We start from the raw sequence: 23,212 nt of genomic DNA, 5'->3' as shown, positions 1-23,212 counted from the left end.
CGTATCGATACCCCTATCCTATCGGGCAGATCCAGTGTGGCACATCATGCCAGACAACGATACGTCGATCCGCAAACCGATTCTGAAATTCATCAGGCGGACTGACCTCTCAGATCGGCCATGGCAAATCGCCGGATAGCTGGGATCGCGGGCTGAAACCCGCTACACTTCATATTCAAAGTAATGCACTTAGAATAATCGATCCGCTGCCAGGGTATGGCCTTAGCAGCGATGTAGTATTAAGTAGCATCGTGCTACACATGGTCACCCGCTTATGGTGACAAATCATAGAGATAAGAGAGAGGCGAAGTCGCAACGTGGCTCAATATGTTTATACCATGCATCGCGTCGGTAAGGTCGTACCGCCGAAGCGTCACATTCTGAAAAACATCTCCCTCAGTTTTTTCCCCGGTGCCAAGATCGGCGTGCTGGGTCTGAACGGAGCCGGTAAATCAACGCTGTTGCGTATTATGGCTGGCATTGATACGGACATCGAGGGCGAAGCTCGCCCACAACCTGGAATCAAAATCGGCTACTTGCCGCAGGAACCGCAGTTAAATACGGAGCACACCGTACGTGAATCCGTAGAAGAAGCGGTGTCTGAAGTCGTGACCGCGCTGAAGCGTCTTGATGAAGTTTATGCACTGTATGCCGACCCAGATGCAGATTTCGATAAACTGGCTGCCGAGCAAGGCAAGCTGGAAGAAATCATTCAGGCGCATGACGGCCATAATCTGAATAACCAGTTGGAGCGCGCTGCCGATGCGCTGCGCTTGCCAGAGTGGGATGCGAAAATCGCCAACCTGTCCGGGGGGGAACGTCGCCGCGTGGCCCTGTGCCGTCTGCTGCTGGAAAAGCCGGACATGCTGCTGCTCGACGAACCAACCAACCACCTGGATGCCGAGTCTGTCGCCTGGCTGGAACGCTTCCTGCACGACTTCGAGGGCACCGTGGTAGCAATTACCCACGACCGTTACTTCCTCGATAACGTAGCGGGCTGGATTCTGGAGCTGGACCGTGGAGAAGGGATTCCGTGGGAAGGCAACTACTCTTCCTGGCTGGAGCAGAAAGATCAGCGTCTGGCACAGGAAGCGTCTCAGGAAGCGGCACGCCGTAAATCCATTGAGAAAGAGCTGGAGTGGGTGCGTCAAGGCGCCAAAGGCCGTCAGTCCAAAGGTAAGGCCCGTCTGGCACGCTTTGAAGAGCTGAACAACACGGAATACCAGAAACGTAACGAAACCAACGAACTGTTTATCCCACCAGGTGCTCGCCTCGGCGATAAAGTGGTGGAAGTCACCAACCTCAGCAAGTCCTACGGCGAACGTCAGCTCATCGACGGGCTGTCTTTCTCCGTACCAAAAGGCGCGATTGTCGGTATTATCGGCCCGAACGGTGCCGGTAAATCGACGCTGTTCCGTATGATGTCTGGTCAGGAACAGCCGGATGGCGGCACGATCGAGCTGGGTGAAACGGTGAAACTGGCGTCAGTTGACCAGTTCCGTGACGCGATGGACAACAGCAAAACCGTCTGGGAAGAAGTGTCCGGCGGACAGGACATCATGCGTATCGGCAACACCGAGATGCCAAGCCGCGCGTACGTTGGCCGTTTCAACTTCAAAGGGGTTGATCAAGGCAAACGCGTTGGCGAGCTGTCCGGTGGTGAACGCGGTCGTCTGCATCTGGCGAAGCTGTTGCAGGTCGGCGGCAACGTGCTGCTGCTCGATGAACCGACCAACGACCTGGATATCGAAACCCTGCGCGCGCTGGAAAACGCCCTGCTGGAATTCCCTGGCTGTGCCATGGTGATCTCGCATGACCGTTGGTTCCTAGACCGTATCGCAACACACATTCTGGATTATCAGGATGAAGGTAAAGTGGAATTCTTCGAAGGTAACTTTACCGAATACGAAGAATACAAAAAGCGTACGCTGGGTGCCGATGCGCTGGAACCACACCGCATCAAATACAAGAAGATCGCTAAGTAAGCTGTCGTCGAACGTCATAAACGAATGGCCCGCAATGCGGGCCATTTTTTTCTATCATGCTTCATCTATCGGGAATCAGAACGTTTCCCAGTTTTGATTATCGCTGCCTTTGCTACTACTTCCGGCAATCGCCATCGCTGGCGCTAAACGCGGTTGCGGCGCCGCTTTTGGCAATGACGATTTCAGTCTCTGAGCCACACCAGCCAGCTTAAATACCGCGACAGCCTGCGTCAGACGCGCAGCCTGTTCTTCAAGTGACACCGCGGCAGCCGACGCTTCCTGCACCAATGCCGCATTCTGCTGCGTCGCGCTGTCCATTTCAGACACGGCCTGACTAACCTGCCCAATACCACGGCTCTGTTCGTCAGAAGCGGAAGCAATTTCCCCCATGATGTCAGTCACACTGACAACCGCACGCACAATCTCACCCATGGTTGTGCCCGCCTGAGATACAAGCCCAGACCCCGTTTCCACCAGCCGGCTCGATTCGCCAATCAGCCCTTCAATCTCTTTCGCGGCCTGTGCGCTGCGCTGCGCCAAATTACGGACTTCACCTGCCACCACAGCAAAACCACGTCCTTGCTCACCCGCACGCGCGGCTTCTACCGCGGCGTTCAGCGCCAGAATGTTGGTCTGGAAGGCGATGCTGTTAATAACGGAAGTGATCTCGGAAATGCGTTTTGAGCTTGTAGAAATGTCCTGCATGGTGTCCACCACGCCTTGCACAATTTGCCCGCCCTTCTCCGCTTTTTCAGAAGCATTTTTTGCCAACTGGCTGGCGTGATGAGCATTGTCAGAGTTCTGTTTCACCGTTGCGGTCAACTGTTCCATGCTCGCTGCGGTTTCCTCCAGCGCGGCCGCTTGCTGCTCGGTACGCGAGGAAAGATCGACGTTACCCGCCGTAATTTCTGACGATCCCTGATAGATTGAATCTGCACCTTCGCGCACGATCGTCACCGTATCCGTCAGCTCCGCCTGCATGTTCTGGATATTCGTCCCCAGAATGCCGATTTCATTACGCCCCATCACCATCGGTGGCTGCGTCAGATCGCCTGCGGCAATCTTCTGAATACGCTCAACCAGTCTGTTGATTGGCGCGAGGATCACATTGCGCACCATGATGTAGGCCATGATCGCCATAATGATCGACAGGACAAATGAGCCCGCCATCATCCAGTAACCCAGTTTAGCATTCTGTTCTGCTTGTAGATTGATATCCTGCGCGGCTTTTGTCAGCTCAGTGACTTTCTTACGCACTGGAACACTGAACGCTTCATCTAACTGACGGGCCAGCGTACTTTCCAGCGTAATCGTATCTTCAAACTCCCCGTCATTTGTCGCCTTCTGCATAGCCAGAATCGCGTTATCACGGTAGTCGGCGTACGCCTTAAGAATCTCGCTATCCAGCGCGCTTTCACTCTCCAGTTTATCTGGACGCGCGAGGTATTCATCCAGACGCTTCTGCGAGGCTCTGACTCGACCTGCGGCCTGATCTGACGCGGATTTAAACACCTCATGATCGCTAATACGGTTTGCTGCACCAGCCTGAATAAGCAGCAGCCTGGCTACGCGTAGCTGATCGAGGCTGCTGCTGATACCGGCACGGATATCAGACAATTCATTCGCTTTATCGAGTGAATCATTACTCTGTTTTAAAAAATAACTCGCTGTGCCAATAGAAAGCGCAAATAAAATCAGGATAATTGAAAAAAGAGTAATAAATAACGAAACGAGACGTATATTGTTGATGTAACTCAACTTCTCTTTTTGAATAGACATCGGTTGCATTCTCATTTTCACCATCACTGGTATACATTATCTCTGCCATTACAGGTACGACAGAGTCCAGATAGCACTGTGACAATAACGCCACGCAGGACCACACCTTTCATAAAAAAGTCAAAAGGAACCAACATTGTTATCGGCATTTTCAATCTAAAACGTACCTAAAATAAGTTGATAGAAATCACGTTTCAATAAAAATCAAAAGATCCAAATAAAAATGAAACAAAAATATTGTAGAGACGGTATCACGGCTGCTTTTTCAAAAACGTTGAGTAATCATCCAACGCACTATGTTGTAAAACAAAGTCGATAAAACACGCTAACGCGGGCGAATTCAGCTTACGGCTGGGATACACCAGATAAAGCTCGTTAGCTTCCGCCTGCCAATCCGATAAAACCCTGACCAATTTCCCGGACACCGCGTCATCCAGACAGAGAAAATCCGGCAATAGCGTAATACCAGCCCCCGCAATGGCGCACTCGCGGGCGTAAAGCAGGTTATCGGTGATATGCGCCTCGGGCAGTAACCAGCGATAAAGTTCCGAACCGCGATGAAGGAGCCACTCCGTCCAGGCATGATGTGCGATACAGCGGTGCTGTTGGAGCTGCTGTGGGTGGAGCAATGCCGGATGCCGCGCCAGATAGTCAGGCGATGCCAGCAAATAGCGGGGGGTTTGCCCAAGCGAACGCCCGATCAGTGAAGAATCGTGCGGTTTCCCGGTACGAAAAGCGACATCAAACCCTTCCTGTACCAGATCGATCACCGCATCTGAAATCAGCACATCCAGCGATACTGCAGGAAAGCGCTGCTGAAACTCGGCCGTAAGCCGTGCCAGCAGCGTGGAACCGAATCCCGCCGGGCTGGTGATACGCAGCCGCCCGCTGGGATTATCACGCAAGCGCTGTATGGCGAGATCGGCACGCTCGCTGGCTTGCAGCATCTCCTGACAGTGAATCAGATAACGCTCACCCGCAAACGTCAGATTGAGCTGGCGCGTCGTTCGGTTCAACAGCCGCAGGCCAATCTGCTGTTCAAGCTGGCTAATGCGCAGGCTCAGGCTGGATTTCGCCAGCCCTGCCTTTCGCGCCGCTTGTGTGAAACTGCCACACTCGGCCACCAGCGCAAACAGCGCCATATCCTGCAATTGTTTAAACATAATTGTTCACCCTAGACGAACACTGCATTATTTATTGTCCATCTTATCAGCCCTATCGCCGTGTTCTACACTTGGTTCTATTCAATTATTCACAAGACCGCATTCTGAAAATACTGAGGAACAGACCATGACCGCTCATGCGATAGCCGTTGATCCACAACAACCAGAAAACTTCATTGCCATCACTCAGGACATCCCCGAGCCCGGCGAATACGATCTGTTGGTCGGCGTAAAAGCCATTTCCGTCAATCCCGTGGATACCAAGGTGCATGCCGGATTACGTCAGAATGGATTACAGCAGCCCCGAATTCTCGGCTGGGATGCCAGTGGTATCGTGCTGAAAACCGGCAGCACCGTGAGCGACATTCAGGTAGGCGATGAAGTCTGGTACGCCGGCGATATTACCCGCCCCGGCAGCAACACCACCCATCAGTTGATTGATTCACGTATCGTTGCGCGTAAGCCCGTGTCTCTGGACTGGGCAGCCGCAGCCGCACTGCCGCTCACGGCACTGACCGCATGGGAAGGATTGTTCGAACACCTGAAAATACAGCAGGCCGACAGCGAGAAAACGCTGTTGATTATCGGTGGTGCGGGCGGCGTAGGCTCCCTCGCGATTTCTCTGGCCGCGCTGCGCAGTTCAGTGAACATTATCGCTACCGCGTCGCAGCCTGACTCGGCAGAGTGGTGCCGCCAACGCGGTGCACATAAGGTCGTAGATTACCGCAATCTGGTCGAGTCTCTGGAAAAAGAAGGGATCAAACAGGTCGATTACATTTTCTGCCTGAACGACACGGACGGGCACTGGGATGCCATCAGTAAACTGATCGCGCCAATGGGCCACATTTGCACCATCGTGGAAAACAAAAACCCGCTCGACCAAACGGCGCTGAAACTCAAAAGCGCAGCGCTGCACTGGGAACTCATGTTTACCCGCAGCATGTTCACCACACCGGATATCGCCGAACAGGGGAACATTTTGCACGAAGTCGCACAGCTGGTGGATACAGGGAAACTTCAGGGAACCGCCAGCGAAACGTTGCAAGGGTTAACAGTAAGCACGCTGAAGCAGGCTCACGGTAAAGTGCTGGAAGGACATATGCGCGGCAAGATCGTCATCGCGCTGTAATAACGCAACCAGCCCCAAAAGGGGCTGGTTGTTTATTCACTGATTAAAACGAATCAGAACAGCAGACGAGCACGAATGGTGCCAGGAATCGCCTTCATCAGTTGCAGCGCCGTTTGCGCGCCATCAGTTTCGACATCAATCACCACATAACCAATTTCAGGTGTCGTTTGCAGATACTGCGCGGCAATGTTAATGCCCTGCTCAGCAAAGATCTGGTTAATTTTGGTAATGATGCCAGGACGGTTTTCATGGATGTGCAGCAGGCGGCTGGCGCGTGCGCCATGAACAGGCAGCGAGACTTCCGGGAAATTCACCGCAGACAGCGTAGAACCGTTGTCTGAGTATTTCGCCAGTTTGCCAGCCACTTCATCACCGATATTTTCCTGCGCTTCTTGCGTAGAACCACCGATGTGCGGCGTCAGCAGCACGTTGTCAAATTCGCACAGCGGCGACAGGAACGGATCGCTGTTAGTTGCCGGCTCTTGCGGGAATACGTCAATGGCCGCACCGGACAGATGCTTGCTGCTCAGCGCTTCACACAGTGCCGGAATATCGACTACCGTACCGCGGGCAGCGTTAATCAGGATGGAACCCGGCTTCATCAGCGCCAGCTCTTCCGCACCCATCATATTCTGCGTGCTGTCATTTTCCGGCACGTGCAGGCTCACCACATCGCTCATATTCAGCAGGTCGGACAGGTGGCGCACCTGCTGAGCATTACCCAGCGGCAGTTTGCTTTCGATATCATAGAAATAAACGTGCATACCCAGGCTTTCAGCCAGAATACCCAACTGCGTACCGATATGGCCGTAGCCGATGATCCCCAGCTTTTTGCCGCGCGCTTCAAACGAGCCCACAGCCAGTTTGTGCCAGATACCACGGTGCGCTTTCGCGTTCGCCGCCGGGATACCGCGCAGCATCAGCAGCATTTCGCCGATCACCATTTCTGCCACGGATCGGGTATTGGAAAACGGTGCGTTAAATACTGGGATACCGCGTTTGGTCGCGGCCGACAGATCAACCTGATTAGTCCCGATACAGAAACACCCTACCGCGATCAGTTTTTCCGCAGCAGCAAAAATCTCTTCTGTCAGATGGGTACGCGAGCGGATACCCACAAAGTGCGCATCGCGGATGGAGGCTTTCAACTCCTCAGGATCCAGCGCGCCCTTATGGAACTCGATGTTGGTGTAACCGGCTGCACGCAGGTTATCCAGCGCGCTCTGGTGCACGCCTTCCACTAACAGAAACTTAATCTTGTCTTTTTCCAGTGATACCTTTGCCATTTCCCGACCTTATTTTCAGACTTCAAATGTGACAGAGTGCTCAATAGCCTCTGCCAACATAACAAAAATTACGCAGTCAGCAATACAAACGATTGCTTCGCCCGAATCACGCCACAGAAAGGCGCGCCTGATTTATGGCAAAAAATATTGCCAAAGATGTGCATCGCCATATCGACGATAAATAAAATAAGAAAATGTGATATTAAGTACCAAAAATGAGCCGTTAACTAAATAGATTTTTTTAGCTAAAAAATTTCTGACGTGGACGTTCACCACGTCAGAACGATCTCGCACTCATTTAACGACGGTTTTTACCCCATCAGCCGTGCCGACTAATGCGACATCCGCGCCGCGGTTGGCGAACAGTCCGACGGTTACGACGCCGGGGATACCATTGATGTGGTTTTCTACTGCGACCGCATCCATGATATTCAGGTTGTGCACATCCAGAATGACGTTGCCGTTATCCGTCACGACGCCCTGACGGTAGACCGGCTGCCCGCCCAGCTTCGCCAGCTCGCGAGCCACGTAGGACCGCGCCATCGGAATCACTTCAACCGGCAGCGGGAATTTACCCAGAACATCAACCTGCTTGGAGGCATCAACAATGCAAATGAACTGGCGCGACAGTGCCGAAATGATTTTCTCGCGGGTCAGCGCTGCACCACCGCCTTTAATCATCTGCATGTGGCCGTTGATCTCATCCGCACCATCGACATAAACATCCAGCGAATCGACTTCATTGGCGTCAAAAACGGGGATACCCAGACTTTTCAGCTTTTCCGTTGAGGCATCCGAGCTGGAAACCGCGCCTTTGATTTGATGTTTTATCGAACCCAGCGCATCAATAAAGTGTGCTGCCGTCGATCCGGTTCCTACTCCCACAATGGTGTCTGGGCGGACATAGTCTAGCGCTGCCCATCCCACTGCTTTTTTCAGTTCATCTTGCGTCATAATCTGCTTCTGGCCTGTAGAATCGATATACGAAAACGTGTGCGTATTATAGAACATGCTCGTTGGGGAAAGCGTGCAAATTCACTTCACCGCCGATGCATTATTTCATGCGCCTCGTTCCACACCTACCCTGCTGAATCGTGATTGCGCACAACAGCCAAAATAAGATTTCTGCATGGCAAAGCAGCAAAATGTGGCATAGTGAAAAAAACAGACTCATTCAGAGGATTTTGACTTTCATGAAACGCCCGGACTATCGAACGCTTCAGGCTCTGGATGCCGTCATCCGCGAGCGTGGTTTTGAGCGCGCCGCCCAAAAATTGTGTATTACCCAATCTGCCGTTTCGCAGCGTATCAAACAGCTGGAAAATCTGTTCGGCCAGCCGCTTTTGGTCAGAACCATTCCCCCTCGCCCGACGGAACAAGGGCAGAAACTGCTGGCGCTGCTGCATCAGGTTGAGCTGCTGGAAGAAGAGTGGCTGGGCAATGAAACCAACAGCGATATCCCGCTGCTGCTGTCACTGGCGGTGAACGCCGACAGTCTGGCAACCTGGCTGCTGCCCGCATTACAGCCAGTGCTGGTCGATTCACCGATTCGCCTTAACTTGCAGGTAGAAGATGAAACGCGCACGCAGGAAAGGCTGCGCCGGGGTGAAGTGGTGGGCGCGGTGAGTATTCAGTCCCAGCCGCTGCCGAGCTGTCTGGTGGATAAACTGGGCGCACTGGATTATCTGTTTGTGGCCTCTCCGACCTTTGCCGCCCGCTATTTTCCCAATGGCGTGACGCGTTCGGCGCTGCTGCGCGCACCTGCGGTCGCCTTCGACCATCTGGATGATATGCATCAGGCTTTTTTACAGCAAAACTTTGATTTATCGCCGGGTAGCGTTCCCTGCCACATCGTGAATTCATCAGAAGCCTTTGTACAACTGGCTCGACAAGGTACGACCTGCTGCATGATCCCGCATCTGCAAATCGAGAAAGAACTGGCCAATAACGAGTTAGTCGATCTGACGCCGGGGCTGTTTCAGCGTCGGATGCTCTACTGGCACCGCTTTGCGCCGGAAAGCCGGATGATGAGAAAAGTGACGGACGCCCTGCTCGCACACGGCCATCAGGTACTGCGGCAGTCATAACGTACTGAGAAGATGAGATTGAAGTAGTGATACTGAAGTCATGATAAAGAACAACAGGCCTGACTAAGCAGGCCTGTTGTTTTCATCACGGTTTACACCACAATGGCTTAAGGTTCTCGCTACGGCGTACGCTGTAGCTCAAACACGACATCCACCTGATCGTCAAAGTGAATGGTTTGTTGTTCATAGGTTTGCGCCGCTTCGCTTTGCACGGCCGCGTCTGCCGTTTTAAACATTCGCGCCATTGGCATCGGCTGATAGTTGGCAACGTGGTAACGAACGCTGTAAATCGGCCCCAGCTTGGCGTTAAAGCCCTGCGCCAGCGCGGCGGCCTGACTCGTCGCCTGCTCAATGGCTTTCTTACGCGCTTCATCACGATAGGCTTCTGGATTGGCAACGCCTAATTCTACCGTGCGAATCTCATTCAGCCCCGATTTCAACGCCCCATCCAGCAGTTCATTCAGTTTGTCTAACTGGCGCAGCGTCACTTCCACCTGACGCACGGCACGATAGCCTTTCAGCACCGAACCGCCCGTTTTCAGATAGTCATATTCTGGCTGTGTGCGTAAATTGGCGGCATTAATATCTTTTTTCTCAATGCCATTTTTACCCAGAAAATCAAAATATTGTGCAACACGGGCATCGACCTGCTTTTTCGCTTCCGCCGCATCCTTCGATGACACACTGACTTCAATCGCCAGACGTGCAATATCCGGCGTCGCATCTACGCTGGATGTCCCTGACGTCACGATATGCGGACCATCCGGCAGTTCCGCAGCCTGAGCGGCCATCGATATACCGCCCAATCCTACCGCAGCGGCCAGCGCCAGTGCATTTAGCTTCATCATACCTCGCTTCACACTCTCTCCTTACTTATGTTTCGTCACGTATGCCGCTGGCAGATTGTCTGTGCCAACACGGTATCTTCCAGAATGAAAGAAACAAGACGGACTGCTTCACCGACCAACATAACGCATTACTAACTCCACACAATATAGGTGAATTTCTGAAACGTAGCGTAAGGTGATGTCATTTATTTCCAACCATTATTGCCAGCCGTGACGCGCCAGCTGTAAGGCAATGCCCCACATCACCACGCCGACAAAAAAGTTGATAACCCGCTGTACCCGAGGCGTATTCAGCCACGGTGCCAGCCAGGCAGCCAAGAGCGCCAGCGCAAAGAACCAGGTGAAAGACGCGGTCATCGTCCCCAGCGCAAACCAGCTCCGGGCATCATCAGCAAACTGGCTCCCCAGACTCCCCAGCACCACAAAGGTATCCAGATAGACGTGCGGATTCAGCCAGGTCACGGCCAGCATGGTAGCAATAATGCGCCAACGGCTTTGTTTCATCACCTCGGCGCTGGCGAGCGTAATATTTTTGCTGAAGGCCGTTTTCATCGCTCCCCAGCCGAACCAGAGCAGGAACGCAACGCCGCCCCAGGTTACTGCCGCCAGCAACAGCGAAGACTGACTGAGCAATGCGCTGCCGCCAAAAATACCGGCGGTAATCAACACCATATCGCTCAAAGCACATAACAGCGCCACCATCAGGTGATACTGCCGGCGAATTCCCTGATTCATCACAAACGCATTCTGCGGCCCCAAAGGCAAAATCATCGCCGCTCCCAACAGAACGCCCTGTAAATACACCGCCCACATACTTCTCTCCTACCCCGTTTGTTGTTATCGCGGAGGAGTTTATGGAAGCCGATGAAATAAGTGAAATTGAATATTCTAACGCTACATTAGCTAAGCTAATGTACTGAAGACAGGTAAAGCGAGGTTGAATGAGAAGGCGATTTCTGACGATGCACCATGCCAATGTCAGGGCATGGTGCCTATTGGGGTGCGTATGTCAGCGAGTTTATTCTGGCTGTTTCGCTACGGGTGGTACGCCTACAGATGGTACGTTATGCAGATGCACGTCCATTTGCGGATAAGGAATGCCAATACGGTGCTCATCCAGCACGCGTTTAAAGCTTTCCAGCAGATCCCAATACACCGCCTGTGCGTTGCCGTTGGTTGTCCACACCCATACCACAAAATTCAGCGATGACGCTGCCATTTCATTCAGACGGATCGTGACGCCCCTGTCGTGCTGGATACGTTCATCCGCCGCGACAATATCGCCCAGCAGCTTTTTCACTACGTCGATGTCGGCATCATAAGCTACGCCGACAATAATTTCGGTACGGCGATCTGGCTCACGTGAACTGTTGATGATGTTACCAGCAATGATTTTGCCATTCGGCACCACGATAATTTTGCCGTCAGAGGTACGCAGTGTCGTCGAGAAGATCTGTACCTGTGTGACCGAACCAGACACGCCGCCTAAGTCCACCCATTCACCGGTACGGAAAGGCCGGAAAATCACCAGCAAGACGCCCGCAGCAAAGTTGGCTAACGACCCCTGTAATGCCAGACCAACAGCCAAGCCCGCCGCACCCAACACAGCAATCACCGATGCCGTCTGTACACCAACCCGACTCAATACCGCAATCAGCGTGAACGCGATAATGCCATAGCGCACCAGCGCAGACAGGAAATCTGCCACGGTTGAATCGATAGAACGGTTAATCATCAGCTTATTGATGGTGCCGGAAACGATCCGAGCGATCACCAGACCAACGATGAGGATCACTAATGCTGCGACGATATTCACGGCATACTGCAAAAACAGGCTCTGGTGTGTCACCAACCAGTCCCCTGCCTGATCCAACCCCGTATTAAGTTCTTCCATTTGAAAACTCCTGTTTTTTAATCACTGGGAAAGCATAACGTCCACAACTGAAACCGCAACATTAAGCGAGGGTAATGGATAGATTGTGAAGGCGTGGTGAATACGGATAGGTATGCCAGACCGCGCAAACAGAGCGACCAGAGACGAGTAAGAAAGCCCCAAAAATTAAGGCTCCCGTAGGAGCCTTAGCATAAAACGATGTTGAGGTCGTCTTACTTACAGTACATCAACAGCGTTCAGCTCTTTGAAGGCTTGTTCCAGACGCGCCACCATGCTCACCTGAGCGGCACGCAGCCACACACGCGGGTCATAGTATTTCTTGTTCGGCTGATCTTCGCCTTTCGGGTTGCCCAGTTGACCTTGCAGATACGCTTCGTTTTCTTTGTAGTATTTCAGGATACCTTCCCACGTTGCCCACTGGGTGTCGGTATCGATGTTCATTTTCACTACGCCGTAGCTGACGGAATCTTTGATTTCCTGAGCGCTGGAACCAGAACCACCGTGGAACACGAAGTCCAGGCTGTTGTGCGGCAGGTTATGTTTCTTGGAAACATATTCCTGAGAATCACGCAGGATGGTTGGGGTCAGCTTCACGTTGCCTGGCTTGTAGACGCCATGCACGTTACCGAAAGAGGCAGCGATGGTGAAACGTGGGCTGATCGCGTTCAGTTTAGTGTACGCGTAGTCAACGTCTTCTGGCTGGGTGTACAGAGCAGAAGCGTCCATGTGGCTGTTATCCACACCGTCTTCTTCACCACCAGTACAACCCAGTTCGATTTCCAGAGTCATGTCGATTTTGGCCATACGCGCCAAATATTTAGAGCAGATCTCGATGTTCTCTTCCAGAGACTCTTCAGACAGGTCGATCATGTGAGAAGAGAACAGCGGTTTGCCAGTAGCAGCAAAGTGTTTTTCACCCGCGTCCAGCAGGCCATCAATCCACGGCAGCAGTTTCTTCGCGCAGTGGTCAGTGTGCAGAATTACCGGAATACCGTAATGTTCAGCCATTTGATGCACATGATGAGCGCCAGAAATCGCACCCAAAATTGCCGCCTGCTGACCTTCCGCTTTCAGACCTTTACCTGCGGTGAATGCTGCGCCGCCGTTAGAGAACTGAACAATGACCGGTGCGCGCACTTTGGCTGCGGCTTCCAGCACAGCATTGATTGAGTCGGTACCGACACAGTTCACTGCTGGCAAAGCGAATTGGTTTTCTTTTGCTACTGCGAAAACTTTCTGAACGTCATCACCAGTGATGACACCGGGTTTTACGAAATCAAAAATTTTAGACATGTTACGTGTCCCGTTTCGTTGGCCGTGGAGGGGTTAGAGAGATCGATGTTAAATCGACAGGCTGTCTCGACACGCTATTGCATAACGGCATGCCGAGACAACCACAGGAAAGGGAAAAAAAAGCAGCCCTTACCTTAAATTACTGCTTGGCGCGTTCTTCCAGCATAACCACTGCTGGCAGTTTTTTCCCTTCAACGAATTCCAGGAATGCACCACCACCGGTAGAAATGTAGGAGATTTTGTCAGCAATACCAAACAGATCGATCGCAGCCAGCGTATCGCCGCCGCCTGCGATAGAGAATGCTTCGCTATCCGCGATCGCACGGGCAATGGTCTCGGTTCCTTTACGGAAATTCGGGAATTCGAAGACGCCAACCGGGCCATTCCACAGGATGGTCTTGGCATTCTTCAGAATTTCAGCCAGACGCTCAGCGGAAACATCACCCAGATCCAGAATCTGCTCTTCGTCTTTGATTGCCGTAACAGACTTCAGCGTTGCGGTTGCAGTTTCAGAGAATTCTGACGCGACACGCACATCGCTCGGTACAGGAATATCACAGGTTTCCAGCAGCTTTTTCGCTTCAGGAATCAGGTCAGCTTCGTACAGGGATTTACCCACGTTGTGGCCTTGTGCGGCAACGAAGGTGTTGGCGATACCGCCACCGACGATCAGTTGATCGGCGATTTTAGACAGGGAATCCAGTACGGTCAGTTTAGTGGAGACTTTAGAACCACCCACAATAGCGACCATCGGGCGTGCTGGTTCGCTCAATGCTTTACCCAGCGCTTCCAGTTCACCAGACAGCAGCGGGCCCGCACAGGCGATAGGCGCAAATTTACCCACGCCGTGAGTGGAAGCCTGCGCACGGTGTGCAGTACCGAATGCGTCCATTACGAACACATCGCACAGCGCCGCGTATTTCTTGGACAGGACTTCGTCGTCTTTCTTCTCGCCTTTGTTAAAGCGAACGTTTTCCAGTACAACCAGCTCGCCTTCGGCGACATCAACACCATCAAGATAGTCTTTCGCCAGACGTACAGGAGAAGACAGTTTCTCTTTCAGGTAGTCCACAACAGGCAGCAGAGAAAATTCTTCGTTGTATTCGCCTTCGGTCGGACGTCCCAGGTGGGAAGTGACCATAACGCGAGCGCCTTGTTTCAGCGCGATTTCGATGGTCGGCAGAGAGGCACGGATGCGCGCATCAGACGTCACTTTCCCTTCTTTTACTGGTACGTTCAGATCCGCACGAATAAGAACACGTTTACCAGCCAGATCCAGATCGGTCATCTTAATTACAGACATGGTGAATCCTCTTGTTGATTCTCTTTTAAAGTTGCTTGAGCGAGATAGCGACCCCTGATCGCCACCGTCGTACTAGAAACCGCAGGCTGCCATCGCCCGTGTTGTATCCAACATCCGGTTGGCAAAGCCCCATTCGTTATCGCACCAGACCAATGTTTTAATCAGATGCTGACCACTGACCCGTGTCTGCGTGCCGTCAACAATGGCACTGTGCGGATCGTGGTTAAAATCAGCTGACACTAATGGCAATTCAGTATAATCAACTATACCACGAAACGACTCATGCGCTGATTTTTGCAATAGTGCATTAATTTCATTCACGTTTACGGCTTTCCTGACGCTAACGCTCAGGTCAATTGCCGTGACGTTAATCGTCGGCACCCGCACCGAGATCGCCTCAAAACGATCGACAAACTGTGGAAAAATACGGGTGATCCCCGCCGACAGTTTGGTATCTACCGGAATGATCGACTGGCTGGCGGCTCGTGTACGCCGCAGGTCGTGATGATAAGCATCGATCACCGGTTGATCGTTCATGGATGAGTGAATTGTCGTCACCGTACCATTTTCGATACCGAAGGCATCATCCAGTAATTTGATCACTGGGATAATGCAGTTGGTCGTACAGGACGCATTGGAAACAATACGATGCCCATGCTCCAACTGATGGTGATTGACACCAAACACCACCGTGGCATCCAGATCCGTCGTTCCCGGATGAGAAAACAGCACTTTCTTTGCGCCTGCCGCCAGATGGGCTTCCCCATCTTCCCGGCTGCCGTAGACACCGCTGCAATCCAGCACGATATCAACACCGAGTTCTCGCCAGGGCAACTGCTGAATTTCTACCTGATGCAACAGGCGAATACAGTCATCGCCAATATAAAGCTGATCGCACTCCTGACGCACATCCCACGAAAAACGGCCGTGGCTGGAATCATACTTGAGCAAATGCGCCATGCCTTCCGCGCTTGCCAGCTCGTTAATCGCCACAACGGCAATCTCAGCTCGGCGACCTGATTCATACAATGCACGTAAAACACTGCGGCCGATGCGGCCAAAACCGTTTATCGCAATACGGATCGTCATGGCGTTCTTTGTGGTTCCTTGTGTCATGGCAGGGTTACCCAGCACATAGGATATACCCTTCTTAGACACCAGAGAACCCCTGACTAAACGCCGTTAGCACAACAACTGAAACGCTTCAGCTAGAATAAACGAATTAACGCATAAAAGAAATATTCTCGTCTGGCACACGCCAGAAGAGTGACCTGCGTCATAAAAATGAAAAAACCATATCTGAGAGACAGACAACGCGCATCAAGAGGGACGTTAAATTCAAGATGAAAAAAAGCCGTCAGCGTTAGCTGACGGCTTCTCATATCGGGGTTAACGCGGCGTGATTACTTCAGCAGCGCCTGCGCTTTTTCCACCACGTTATCGACGGTGAAGCCGAACTCTTCAAACAGCAGCTCCGCCGGTGCCGATTCGCCGAAGCTCGTCATGCCGACAATCGCGCCGTTCAGACCCACGTACTTGAACCAGTAGTCCGCGATACCCGCTTCAATCGCCACGCGTGCCGATACGGCTTTCGGCAGCACCGCTTCACGGTAGGCTGCATCCTGCTTGTCGAACGCATCCGTTGACGGCATCGACACCACGCGCACCTTGCGGCCGGCGGCAGTCAGCTTGTCATACGCCCCGACAGCCAGCTCGACTTCAGAGCCGGTGGCAATCAGGATAAGCTCCGGCTGGCCGTCGCTGTCTTTCAGCACGTAGCCGCCTTTTGCCACGTTCGCCAATTGCTCAGCGGTACGTGGCTGCTGCGCCAGATTCTGACGGGACAGGATGAGTGACGTCGGGCCGTCCTGACGCTCAATGGCGTATTTCCACGCCACCGCCGTTTCCACCTGGTCCGCCGGACGCCAGTTGCTCATGTTCGGCGTCACGCGCAGGCTGGCCAGCTGTTCAACCGGCTGGTGCGTCGGGCCGTCTTCGCCCAGACCGATGGAGTCGTGGGTGTAAACGTAGATGCTGCGGATTTTCATCAGCGCGGCCATACGCACGGCATTACGCGCATATTCCACGAACATCAGGAAGGTCGCGGTGTACGGCACAAAGCCACCGTGCAGCGCAATCCCGTTGGCAATCGCCGTCATGCCGAATTCGCGCACGCCGTAGTGGATGTAATTGCCCGCGTGGTCTTTATCCAGCGAGACCGAGCCGGACCAGATGGTCAGGTTGCTCGGTGCCAGGTCGGCTGAGCCGCCCAGGAATTCCGGCAGCAGTTTGCCGTAGGCTTCCAGCGCGTTCTGTGAGGCTTTGCGGCTGGCGATTTTCGCCGGATTGGCCTGCAGGTCTTCGATAAATTTCTGGGCGTCCGCCTGCCAACTGGCCGGCAGTTCACCGCCGGTGCGGCGTGTGAATTCGGCAGCCAGTTCCGGGTACGCGCTGGCGTAGGCGGCAAACGCCTCGTTCCAGGCCGCTTCCTTACGCTGACCGGCCGGTTTCGCATCCCAGGCAGCATAGATATCAGCAGGAATCTCAAACGGCGCGTGGGTCCAGCCCAGCTGTTTGCGGGAGGCCGCCACTTCTGCATCGCCCAGCGGTGCACCGTGGGAATCGTGCGTACCCGCCTTGTTTGGTGAGCCGAAACCAATCACGGTTTTGCACATCAGCAGCGACGGCTTGTCGGTCACCTGTTGGGCTTCGCCGATGGCGCGTTTGATGGCGTCCGCATCGTGGCCGTCCACGCCCCGCACCACGTGCCAGCCGTAGGCTTCAAAACGGGCGGCGGTATCGTCGGTAAACCAGCCTTCAACGTGGCCGTCGATGGAGATGCCGTTGTCATCGTAAAACGCGGTCAGCTTGCCGAGCTTCATGGTGCCGGCCAGCGAGCAGACTTCGTGGGAAATCCCTTCCATCATGCAGCCGTCACCGAGGAAGGCGTAGGTGTGATGGTCGACAATCTCGTGACCTGGGCGGTTGAATTGCGCCGCCAGCGTGCGCTCGGCAATTGCCATCCCGACCGCGTTGGCAATCCCCTGACCCAGCGGGCCGGTGGTGGTTTCGACGCCAGCGGTGTAGCCGTATTCCGGGTGGCCCGGGGTTTTGGAGTGCAGCTGGCGGAAGTTCTTCAGTTCTTCAATCGGCAGGTCGTAGCCGGAGAGATGCAGCAGGCTGTAAATCAGCATGGACGCGTGGCCGTTGGACAGCACGAAGCGGTCACGGTTGGCCCAGTTGGGGTTGGCCGGATTGTGGTTGAGGTAATCGCGCCACAGGACTTCGGCGATATCGGCCATGCCCATCGGTGCACCCGGGTGACCGGATTTGGCTTTCTGCACCCCATCCATGCTCAGCGCGCGGATAGCATTGGCAAGTTCTTTACGAGAGGACATGCTTGACTCCAGATCGGATTGAACGACTGCCTTTCCTGTAAAACTAATAAAATCAATAAGTTAAACAAGAATGACAAAATAAATATGATTACAAATGTACATGAAAAGCAGAGGGAATGCACATGGAACCGTGAGCAAAAAACAGGGATTTATCGGCTGACGAATCAATGGCGGTTCTTTTGCCAATTAGGCAGTTGATTACAGCGCCATACGCCATGTTTTCTAGTAGGTTCACCTTTATCAACCGCGCCTTTTTGGAACGCACCAAAACAAAAACTCATCGTCGACGAGGTATCGGAAGGCATACAAATCAGATTTTCCGATCTATTTATCAATGTCGTTTTCGGGTACCTTAAAGCCGTTTTTTGGTATTAAAAAAATAAACATTAATCGTATGGAGATGATTTTTATGGCTATTCGTTCTTCTGTACTGGCGCTGTGTGTAGCAACCTTGCTGACTGGCTGCCAGAACTTAAACACCAATACCTTAATGCAATCTGGCGCACAGGCGTTTCAGGCGGCAACGCTCAGCGATGCTGATGTTAAAGCACTCAGCAATCAGTCCTGTGAGCAAATGGACAAAGAGGCAAAAATTGCCCCTGCCGACAGCAAGTACACACAGCGCCTGAATAAAATTGCAGATGCGCTGGGTCATGACATCAACGGTACACCAGCCAACTACAAGGTTTATCTGACAAAAGACGTTAACGCCTGGGCAATGGCTAACGGCTGTATCCGGGTGTACAGCGGTCTGATGGACATGATGAACGACAATGAAGTGGAAGGCGTTCTCGGACACGAAATGGGCCACGTTGCGCTGGGGCACACGCGTAAAGCGATGCAGGTTGCCTATGCTGCGACTGCCGCTCGTACTGCCATCGCCTCTGCGGGCGGTGTCGCACAGTCCTTGTCAGAATCTCAGTTAGCCGATTTGGGCGAAAAACTGGTTAATTCCCAGTTCTCTCAAACGCAGGAAACGCAGGCCGATGATTACTCCTTTGATTTGCTGAAGAAACGCGGCATCAATCGGGAAGGATTGGCAAGCAGCTTTGAGAAACTCGCCAAACTTGATGCGGGCCATGAGAGCAGCATGTTTGATTCTCACCCTTCATCTGAAGGGCGCGCCAAACACATCCGTGAACGGATTGCTGCCGAGAAGTAACCCCGCGTTCTGATGACTCACAAAGCAGGCCCACCGCGGGCAATTGAAAAAATCTCAATTGCCCGCTAGTCATCCGACCACTATCATCCCCGTCGTATTCGCTGTAAGCTGTCATGCAACTGCCATCTTTAATCTTGCCATCGTCATGATGATAGGATTTAAGAATTAATCGATAATAAATAGATAGCTATTTTCAATCGCGCTAATTTCTCGTTCTCTTTTTAAGAAACGGCACTCAGTGGATTTCCAGACGCGGAAAAGCTGTAATCCACGAATGCGGCGGCATACCGACAAACAGGCAACTACGATTAGAACAGAGACCTACGTCTCAATCAGCAGGAATCTTGGGGTAACCCCCTGTATTTAAAGATAGAAATAAACCAGTAAATCAAGCATACTATGTTAAACCAATAAAATTTTTTCCAGTTCGATCATATAGATACATGATAAACCCTGTTGTCTCTTCCGCAGGTTTCTCTAGAGGCTCCACCTTTTAGCGATTTAACGGCATTTCAGGATCGCGATTTCTTAATAACTGGATAACATCAGCGGCAATTATTGGTTTGTGGCCACCTTCAGACAATAAACTCATATGTGTTAAAAATCATGGATGTGAGAATTTTCAGTAAATGCAATTTTACCACGGTAGGATTACGGGAAATCCTATCCAGTATCCCTATGCTCTCGATAAAACCCGTCAACCGGTTTACGCTGCAGCAAGGCAAGAAAAAATGTATTTTCATCATTGACGGTAGCAGCGAAGGCTTTGAGGAATACTATGAGTCGATAAGAACTCACTTTTATAATATGGCGTCGTCATTCGTTATCATCAATAATTCCCCCAATCACCCTCCTGTGTGTATTGACGAAAAAACGATTCTTATTTCAAAGTCAGCTGCCATCGATTCTTTTTATAAATTACTCGATTTCGTCCACCTTCACGATCGCCGTTTATTCAGTCCCGTCAGGTTGTCAAAGTCTGAATATGCCGTATTCCAACACTGGTGTGCGGGCTACACGGCGGAAGCGATTGCCGATATCATCGGATTAAATAAGAAATCAGTACTGAACAGCAAATCACGATTACTGAATAAATATGGTGTTCAGGATAAAAACTCTTTACTGCTAATTGCTAAGATTATCTTCAAAGACAGCGTCATTGAAGAATTTGATTCCCTTCCCAAACCAGCAACCGATATCAATATAAGTAATTCGCTTATCTGATCGATAGCCGAAAAAAAGGGGATGCGCGCTCGCATCCCCTTTTACTTCGTCAGTCACACTTATTCTTCATCTTCCAAATAAGTATAGCCGTACAGCCCAGATTCAAACTCTTCCATGAACTGCGCCTGAAGTTCAGCATCCAGATCGGTTTCTTTAACCTGATCGCGGAAGCGGGTCATCAGCACTTCAGGGTCAAGCTGCACATATTCCAGCATGTCAGCAACCGTATTCCCTTCGTCAGATTCTTCAATCTCAACGGTTCCGTCCTGGAAGACAAATACGTCAACGGTCGATGTATCACCGAACAGGTTATGCATGTTCCCCAGAATTTCCTGATAGGCGCCAACCATAAAGAAGCCCAGCAGCGGCGGATTTTCTGGATCGTAAGGCGGCATTGGCATCGTAGTCGCAATGCCGTCGCCATCGACATAATGATCGATCGTGCCATCAGAATCACAGGTGATGTCCAGCAGCACAGCACGACGCTCAGGCGGTTTATCCAGCCCTTCCAGCGGCAGTACCGGGAACAGCTGATCGATACCCCACGCGTCCGGCATGGATTGGAACAGCGAGAAGTTGACATACAGCTTGTCAGCCATGCGTTCCTGTAATTCATCAATCACCGGCCGGTGCGCGCGGTTGCTCGGATCCAACTGCTGCTGAATCATCTGGCAGATGCTCAGATAAAGTTGCTCCGCTTTGGCACGCTGTGTCAGATCCAACATGCCGTGCGTGTACTGGGTATGTACATCGTGCAAATCCATCTGGCTGTCGTGCAACCACTCACGCAGCGAACGGCGTTTTCCTGGCTGCTTGATTTCCTTCCAGGTCGACCACAGGCTCTCCAGCGCGCGCGGCGCATCTTCTTCCGGCTCGGTCGGTTCACTGAACTCGTTGCGTTCCACCCCGATGATATTGGAAACCAACACGGTATGGTGCGCGGTTACCGCACGGCCGGATTCGGTGATCACCGTCGGATGCGGCAACCCGTGCTCGTTACAGGCATCGCCGATACCCCAAATCACGTTGTTGGCGTACTCGTTCAGGCCATAGTTCACTGAACAATCGGACTGAGAGCGCGTGCCTTCATAATCCACGCCTAAGCCGCCACCGACGTCAAAGCACTGGATATTCACGCCCAGCTTATGCAGTTCGACATAAAAACGCGCGGATTCACGCACGCCCGTCGCGATGTCACGGATATTTGCCAACTGGGAGCCCAGATGGAAATGCAGCAGTTGCAGGCTATCCAGCTTCCCGGCTTCACGCAGCATCTCAACCAGTTGCAGCACCTGAATCGCCGCCAAGCCAAACTTGGATTTCTCGCCGCCGCTGGATTGCCATTTGCCCGATCCCTGAGAAGCCAGACGAGCGCGGACGCCAAGACGTGGCACCACATTCAAACGCTCGGCCTCTTCCAGCACCAGACGGATTTCGGACATCTTCTCGATGACCAGATACACCTTGTGGCCCAGCTTTTCGCCGATCAGTGCCAGACGGATGTATTCACGATCTTTATAGCCGTTACACACAATCACGGTACGCGTCATGCCGGCATGACCCAGAACTGCCATCAGCTCGGCTTTTGAACCCGCTTCCAGCCCTAACGGTTCTCCGGAATTAGCCAGTGACTCAATGACGCGGCGATGCTGGTTGACCTTGATCGGATAAACCAGAAAGTAACCACCTTCATAGCCAAAGGATTCGCGAGCCTGTTTAAACGCAGCGTTAATAGAACGCAGGCGATGCTGAAGAATTTGCGGAAAGCAGAACAGCGCAGGCAGGCGCTGATGGTGATCCCTCTGCATATCTTTGACCAGTCTGGCCAGATCGACGCGAGCTTCTGGTACGTCAGGATCCGGGCACACGCTAATGTGACCAAGCTCATTGACGTCATAGTAATTATTGCCCCACCAGGCAATATTGTAGGTACGAAGCATTTCGCTGGCATTACGGTCATTCATGGCAACCTCCTGCATAGAGCGCAAATTTTCATGTTTACCCGTCGCTGACGAGCCGTGATGAATCATGTCGTCAGACATAACGAACCTCTTCTTTTTCTAGACTGCTGATCACATCAGTACCTGAATAAACAGCCCACATGAGCATACCTGCAACATGCGGCCTCGACAGTGAAAAAACCGGCGTAGTGCAGTATGCCGTCACTTTATTACTCTTATTAGTGTAAAACACGTTGTCAGGCTCCGTGTTACGGGTCGATAAAACTCGTTGTGAAAACCACCGGGCGAACGTGACCAGAAAGGCACTAAACACTTCTGGCAGAAAGAATAACAGGCAGATTAACCAGCCCTGGAGTCCTGTGTCGAATTTAAAGACAGGCAACGTCGAGAAACGGAAAAGAAGGGTTGAGTCGCTGACGCGGTAGCGTCAAAAGGGACATATTGCGAACGCAATATACTCAGTAAACAACGGATCATTAATCCTACCACCTCCACGTGCGCCGCAGGCTATGCGGTCAGCTATCAATAAGAAATTCACCATGTCGCGGCGTACACCCTACCGCTACAGATCGCCGTTTATACCGACATGCTGCTGGAAAAGCAAAATGAAAATTACCACCAGTCATCTCTTGTAAAAGAAAAAATGGCCGATGATAAAAGGACGATGGCGAGCTAATGCGAAAAACTACTGGCACTGAGA

17 protein-coding genes are annotated in these 23,212 nt (G+C 52.2%); 5 read left to right on the top strand and 12 right to left on the bottom strand.

All coding sequences use genetic code 11. The features are described from left to right. The first annotated feature begins 317 nt into the window (after positions 1-317). Positions 318-1,985 carry an energy-dependent translational throttle protein EttA gene (gene ettA, locus WCT94_RS13085; RefSeq protein ID WP_336869903.1) on the top strand — a complete coding sequence of 556 codons (1,668 nt, stop codon included), beginning with the start codon at positions 318-320 and terminating at the stop codon, positions 1,983-1,985. 75 nt (positions 1,986-2,060) lie between these two features. Here ettA and WCT94_RS13080 read toward each other — a convergent pair whose 3' ends face one another. Together WCT94_RS13080 and WCT94_RS13075 are read right to left on the bottom strand one after the other, a co-directional pair. Beyond that, positions 2,061-3,764, bottom strand: coding sequence for a methyl-accepting chemotaxis protein (locus WCT94_RS13080; RefSeq protein WP_336869902.1), 1,704 nt, complete (start codon positions 3,762-3,764; stop codon positions 2,061-2,063). Positions 3,765-4,015: 251 nt separating this feature from the next. Beyond that, the gene (locus WCT94_RS13075) at positions 4,016-4,927 is read right to left on the bottom strand and encodes a LysR family transcriptional regulator (protein WP_336869900.1); all 912 of its coding nucleotides are present in this window, start codon (positions 4,925-4,927) and stop codon (positions 4,016-4,018) included. A 127-nt stretch (positions 4,928-5,054) separates the two neighbouring features. On the opposite strand from WCT94_RS13075, the gene WCT94_RS13070 reads away from it, so the two are divergent. Further along, a complete protein-coding gene (locus WCT94_RS13070) occupies positions 5,055-6,056 on the top strand; it encodes a zinc-binding alcohol dehydrogenase family protein (protein WP_336869899.1) in 1,002 nt (333 codons plus the stop codon). 53 nt (positions 6,057-6,109) lie between these two features. On the opposite strand, the gene serA is transcribed toward WCT94_RS13070, so the two are convergent. Both serA and rpiA read right to left on the bottom strand, forming a co-directional pair. Then, positions 6,110-7,342, bottom strand: coding sequence for a phosphoglycerate dehydrogenase (gene serA / locus WCT94_RS13065; RefSeq protein WP_336869898.1), 1,233 nt, complete (start codon positions 7,340-7,342; stop codon positions 6,110-6,112). 294 nt (positions 7,343-7,636) lie between these two features. Further along, on the bottom strand, positions 7,637-8,296 hold the full coding sequence (rpiA, locus tag WCT94_RS13060) for a ribose-5-phosphate isomerase RpiA (protein WP_263058102.1): 660 nt from the start codon (positions 8,294-8,296) through the stop codon (positions 7,637-7,639). Positions 8,297-8,535: 239 nt separating this feature from the next. On the opposite strand from rpiA, the gene WCT94_RS13055 reads away from it, so the two are divergent. Next, the gene (locus WCT94_RS13055) at positions 8,536-9,429 is read left to right on the top strand and encodes a LysR family transcriptional regulator ArgP (RefSeq protein ID WP_015841813.1); all 894 of its coding nucleotides are present in this window, start codon (positions 8,536-8,538) and stop codon (positions 9,427-9,429) included. Between the two features lie 119 nt (positions 9,430-9,548). On the opposite strand, the gene WCT94_RS13050 is transcribed toward WCT94_RS13055, so the two are convergent. The 7 genes from WCT94_RS13050 to tkt form a co-directional block, all read right to left on the bottom strand. Continuing rightward, positions 9,549-10,274 carry an oxidative stress defense protein gene (locus WCT94_RS13050; RefSeq protein WP_336869954.1) on the bottom strand — a complete coding sequence of 242 codons (726 nt, stop codon included), beginning with the start codon at positions 10,272-10,274 and terminating at the stop codon, positions 9,549-9,551. Positions 10,275-10,475: 201 nt separating this feature from the next. After that, a complete protein-coding gene (argO, locus tag WCT94_RS13045) occupies positions 10,476-11,090 on the bottom strand; it encodes an arginine exporter ArgO (RefSeq protein ID WP_336869896.1) in 615 nt (204 codons plus the stop codon). A gap of 205 nt (positions 11,091-11,295) precedes the next feature. Further along, positions 11,296-12,171, bottom strand: coding sequence for a small-conductance mechanosensitive channel MscS (mscS, locus tag WCT94_RS13040; RefSeq protein ID WP_336869895.1), 876 nt, complete (start codon positions 12,169-12,171; stop codon positions 11,296-11,298). Between the two features lie 216 nt (positions 12,172-12,387). Continuing rightward, positions 12,388-13,464, bottom strand: a complete 1,077-nt coding sequence (gene fbaA, locus WCT94_RS13035) for a class II fructose-bisphosphate aldolase (RefSeq protein WP_336869894.1) — start codon at positions 13,462-13,464, stop codon at positions 12,388-12,390. A 139-nt stretch (positions 13,465-13,603) separates the two neighbouring features. After that, positions 13,604-14,767 carry a phosphoglycerate kinase gene (pgk, locus tag WCT94_RS13030; protein ID WP_336869893.1) on the bottom strand — a complete coding sequence of 388 codons (1,164 nt, stop codon included), beginning with the start codon at positions 14,765-14,767 and terminating at the stop codon, positions 13,604-13,606. Positions 14,768-14,839: 72 nt separating this feature from the next. Further along, the gene (gene epd / locus WCT94_RS13025; protein WP_319849568.1) at positions 14,840-15,856 is read right to left on the bottom strand and encodes an erythrose-4-phosphate dehydrogenase; all 1,017 of its coding nucleotides are present in this window, start codon (positions 15,854-15,856) and stop codon (positions 14,840-14,842) included. A gap of 314 nt (positions 15,857-16,170) precedes the next feature. After that, entirely contained in the window at positions 16,171-18,165 is a 1,995-nt protein-coding gene (gene tkt / locus WCT94_RS13020; protein WP_336869892.1) for a transketolase, read from the bottom strand. 409 nt (positions 18,166-18,574) lie between these two features. On the opposite strand from tkt, the gene WCT94_RS13015 reads away from it, so the two are divergent. Together WCT94_RS13015 and WCT94_RS13010 are read left to right on the top strand one after the other, a co-directional pair. After that, entirely contained in the window at positions 18,575-19,327 is a 753-nt protein-coding gene (locus WCT94_RS13015; RefSeq protein WP_336869890.1) for a M48 family metallopeptidase, read from the top strand. Positions 19,328-20,005: 678 nt separating this feature from the next. After that, a complete protein-coding gene (locus WCT94_RS13010) occupies positions 20,006-20,551 on the top strand; it encodes a helix-turn-helix transcriptional regulator (RefSeq protein ID WP_319849570.1) in 546 nt (181 codons plus the stop codon). Positions 20,552-20,610: 59 nt separating this feature from the next. On the opposite strand, the gene speA is transcribed toward WCT94_RS13010, so the two are convergent. After that, on the bottom strand, positions 20,611-22,593 hold the full coding sequence (gene speA, locus WCT94_RS13005; RefSeq protein WP_336869889.1) for a biosynthetic arginine decarboxylase: 1,983 nt from the start codon (positions 22,591-22,593) through the stop codon (positions 20,611-20,613). Positions 22,594-23,212 lie beyond the last annotated feature (619 nt).

The sequence above is a fragment of the Pectobacterium sp. 1950-15 genome (assembly GCF_037136835.1).
Taxonomy (GTDB): domain Bacteria; phylum Pseudomonadota; class Gammaproteobacteria; order Enterobacterales; family Enterobacteriaceae; genus Pectobacterium.
The sequence above is the reverse complement of the archived record's forward strand: the minus strand, read 5'-3'. Positions and strand labels throughout refer to the sequence as shown.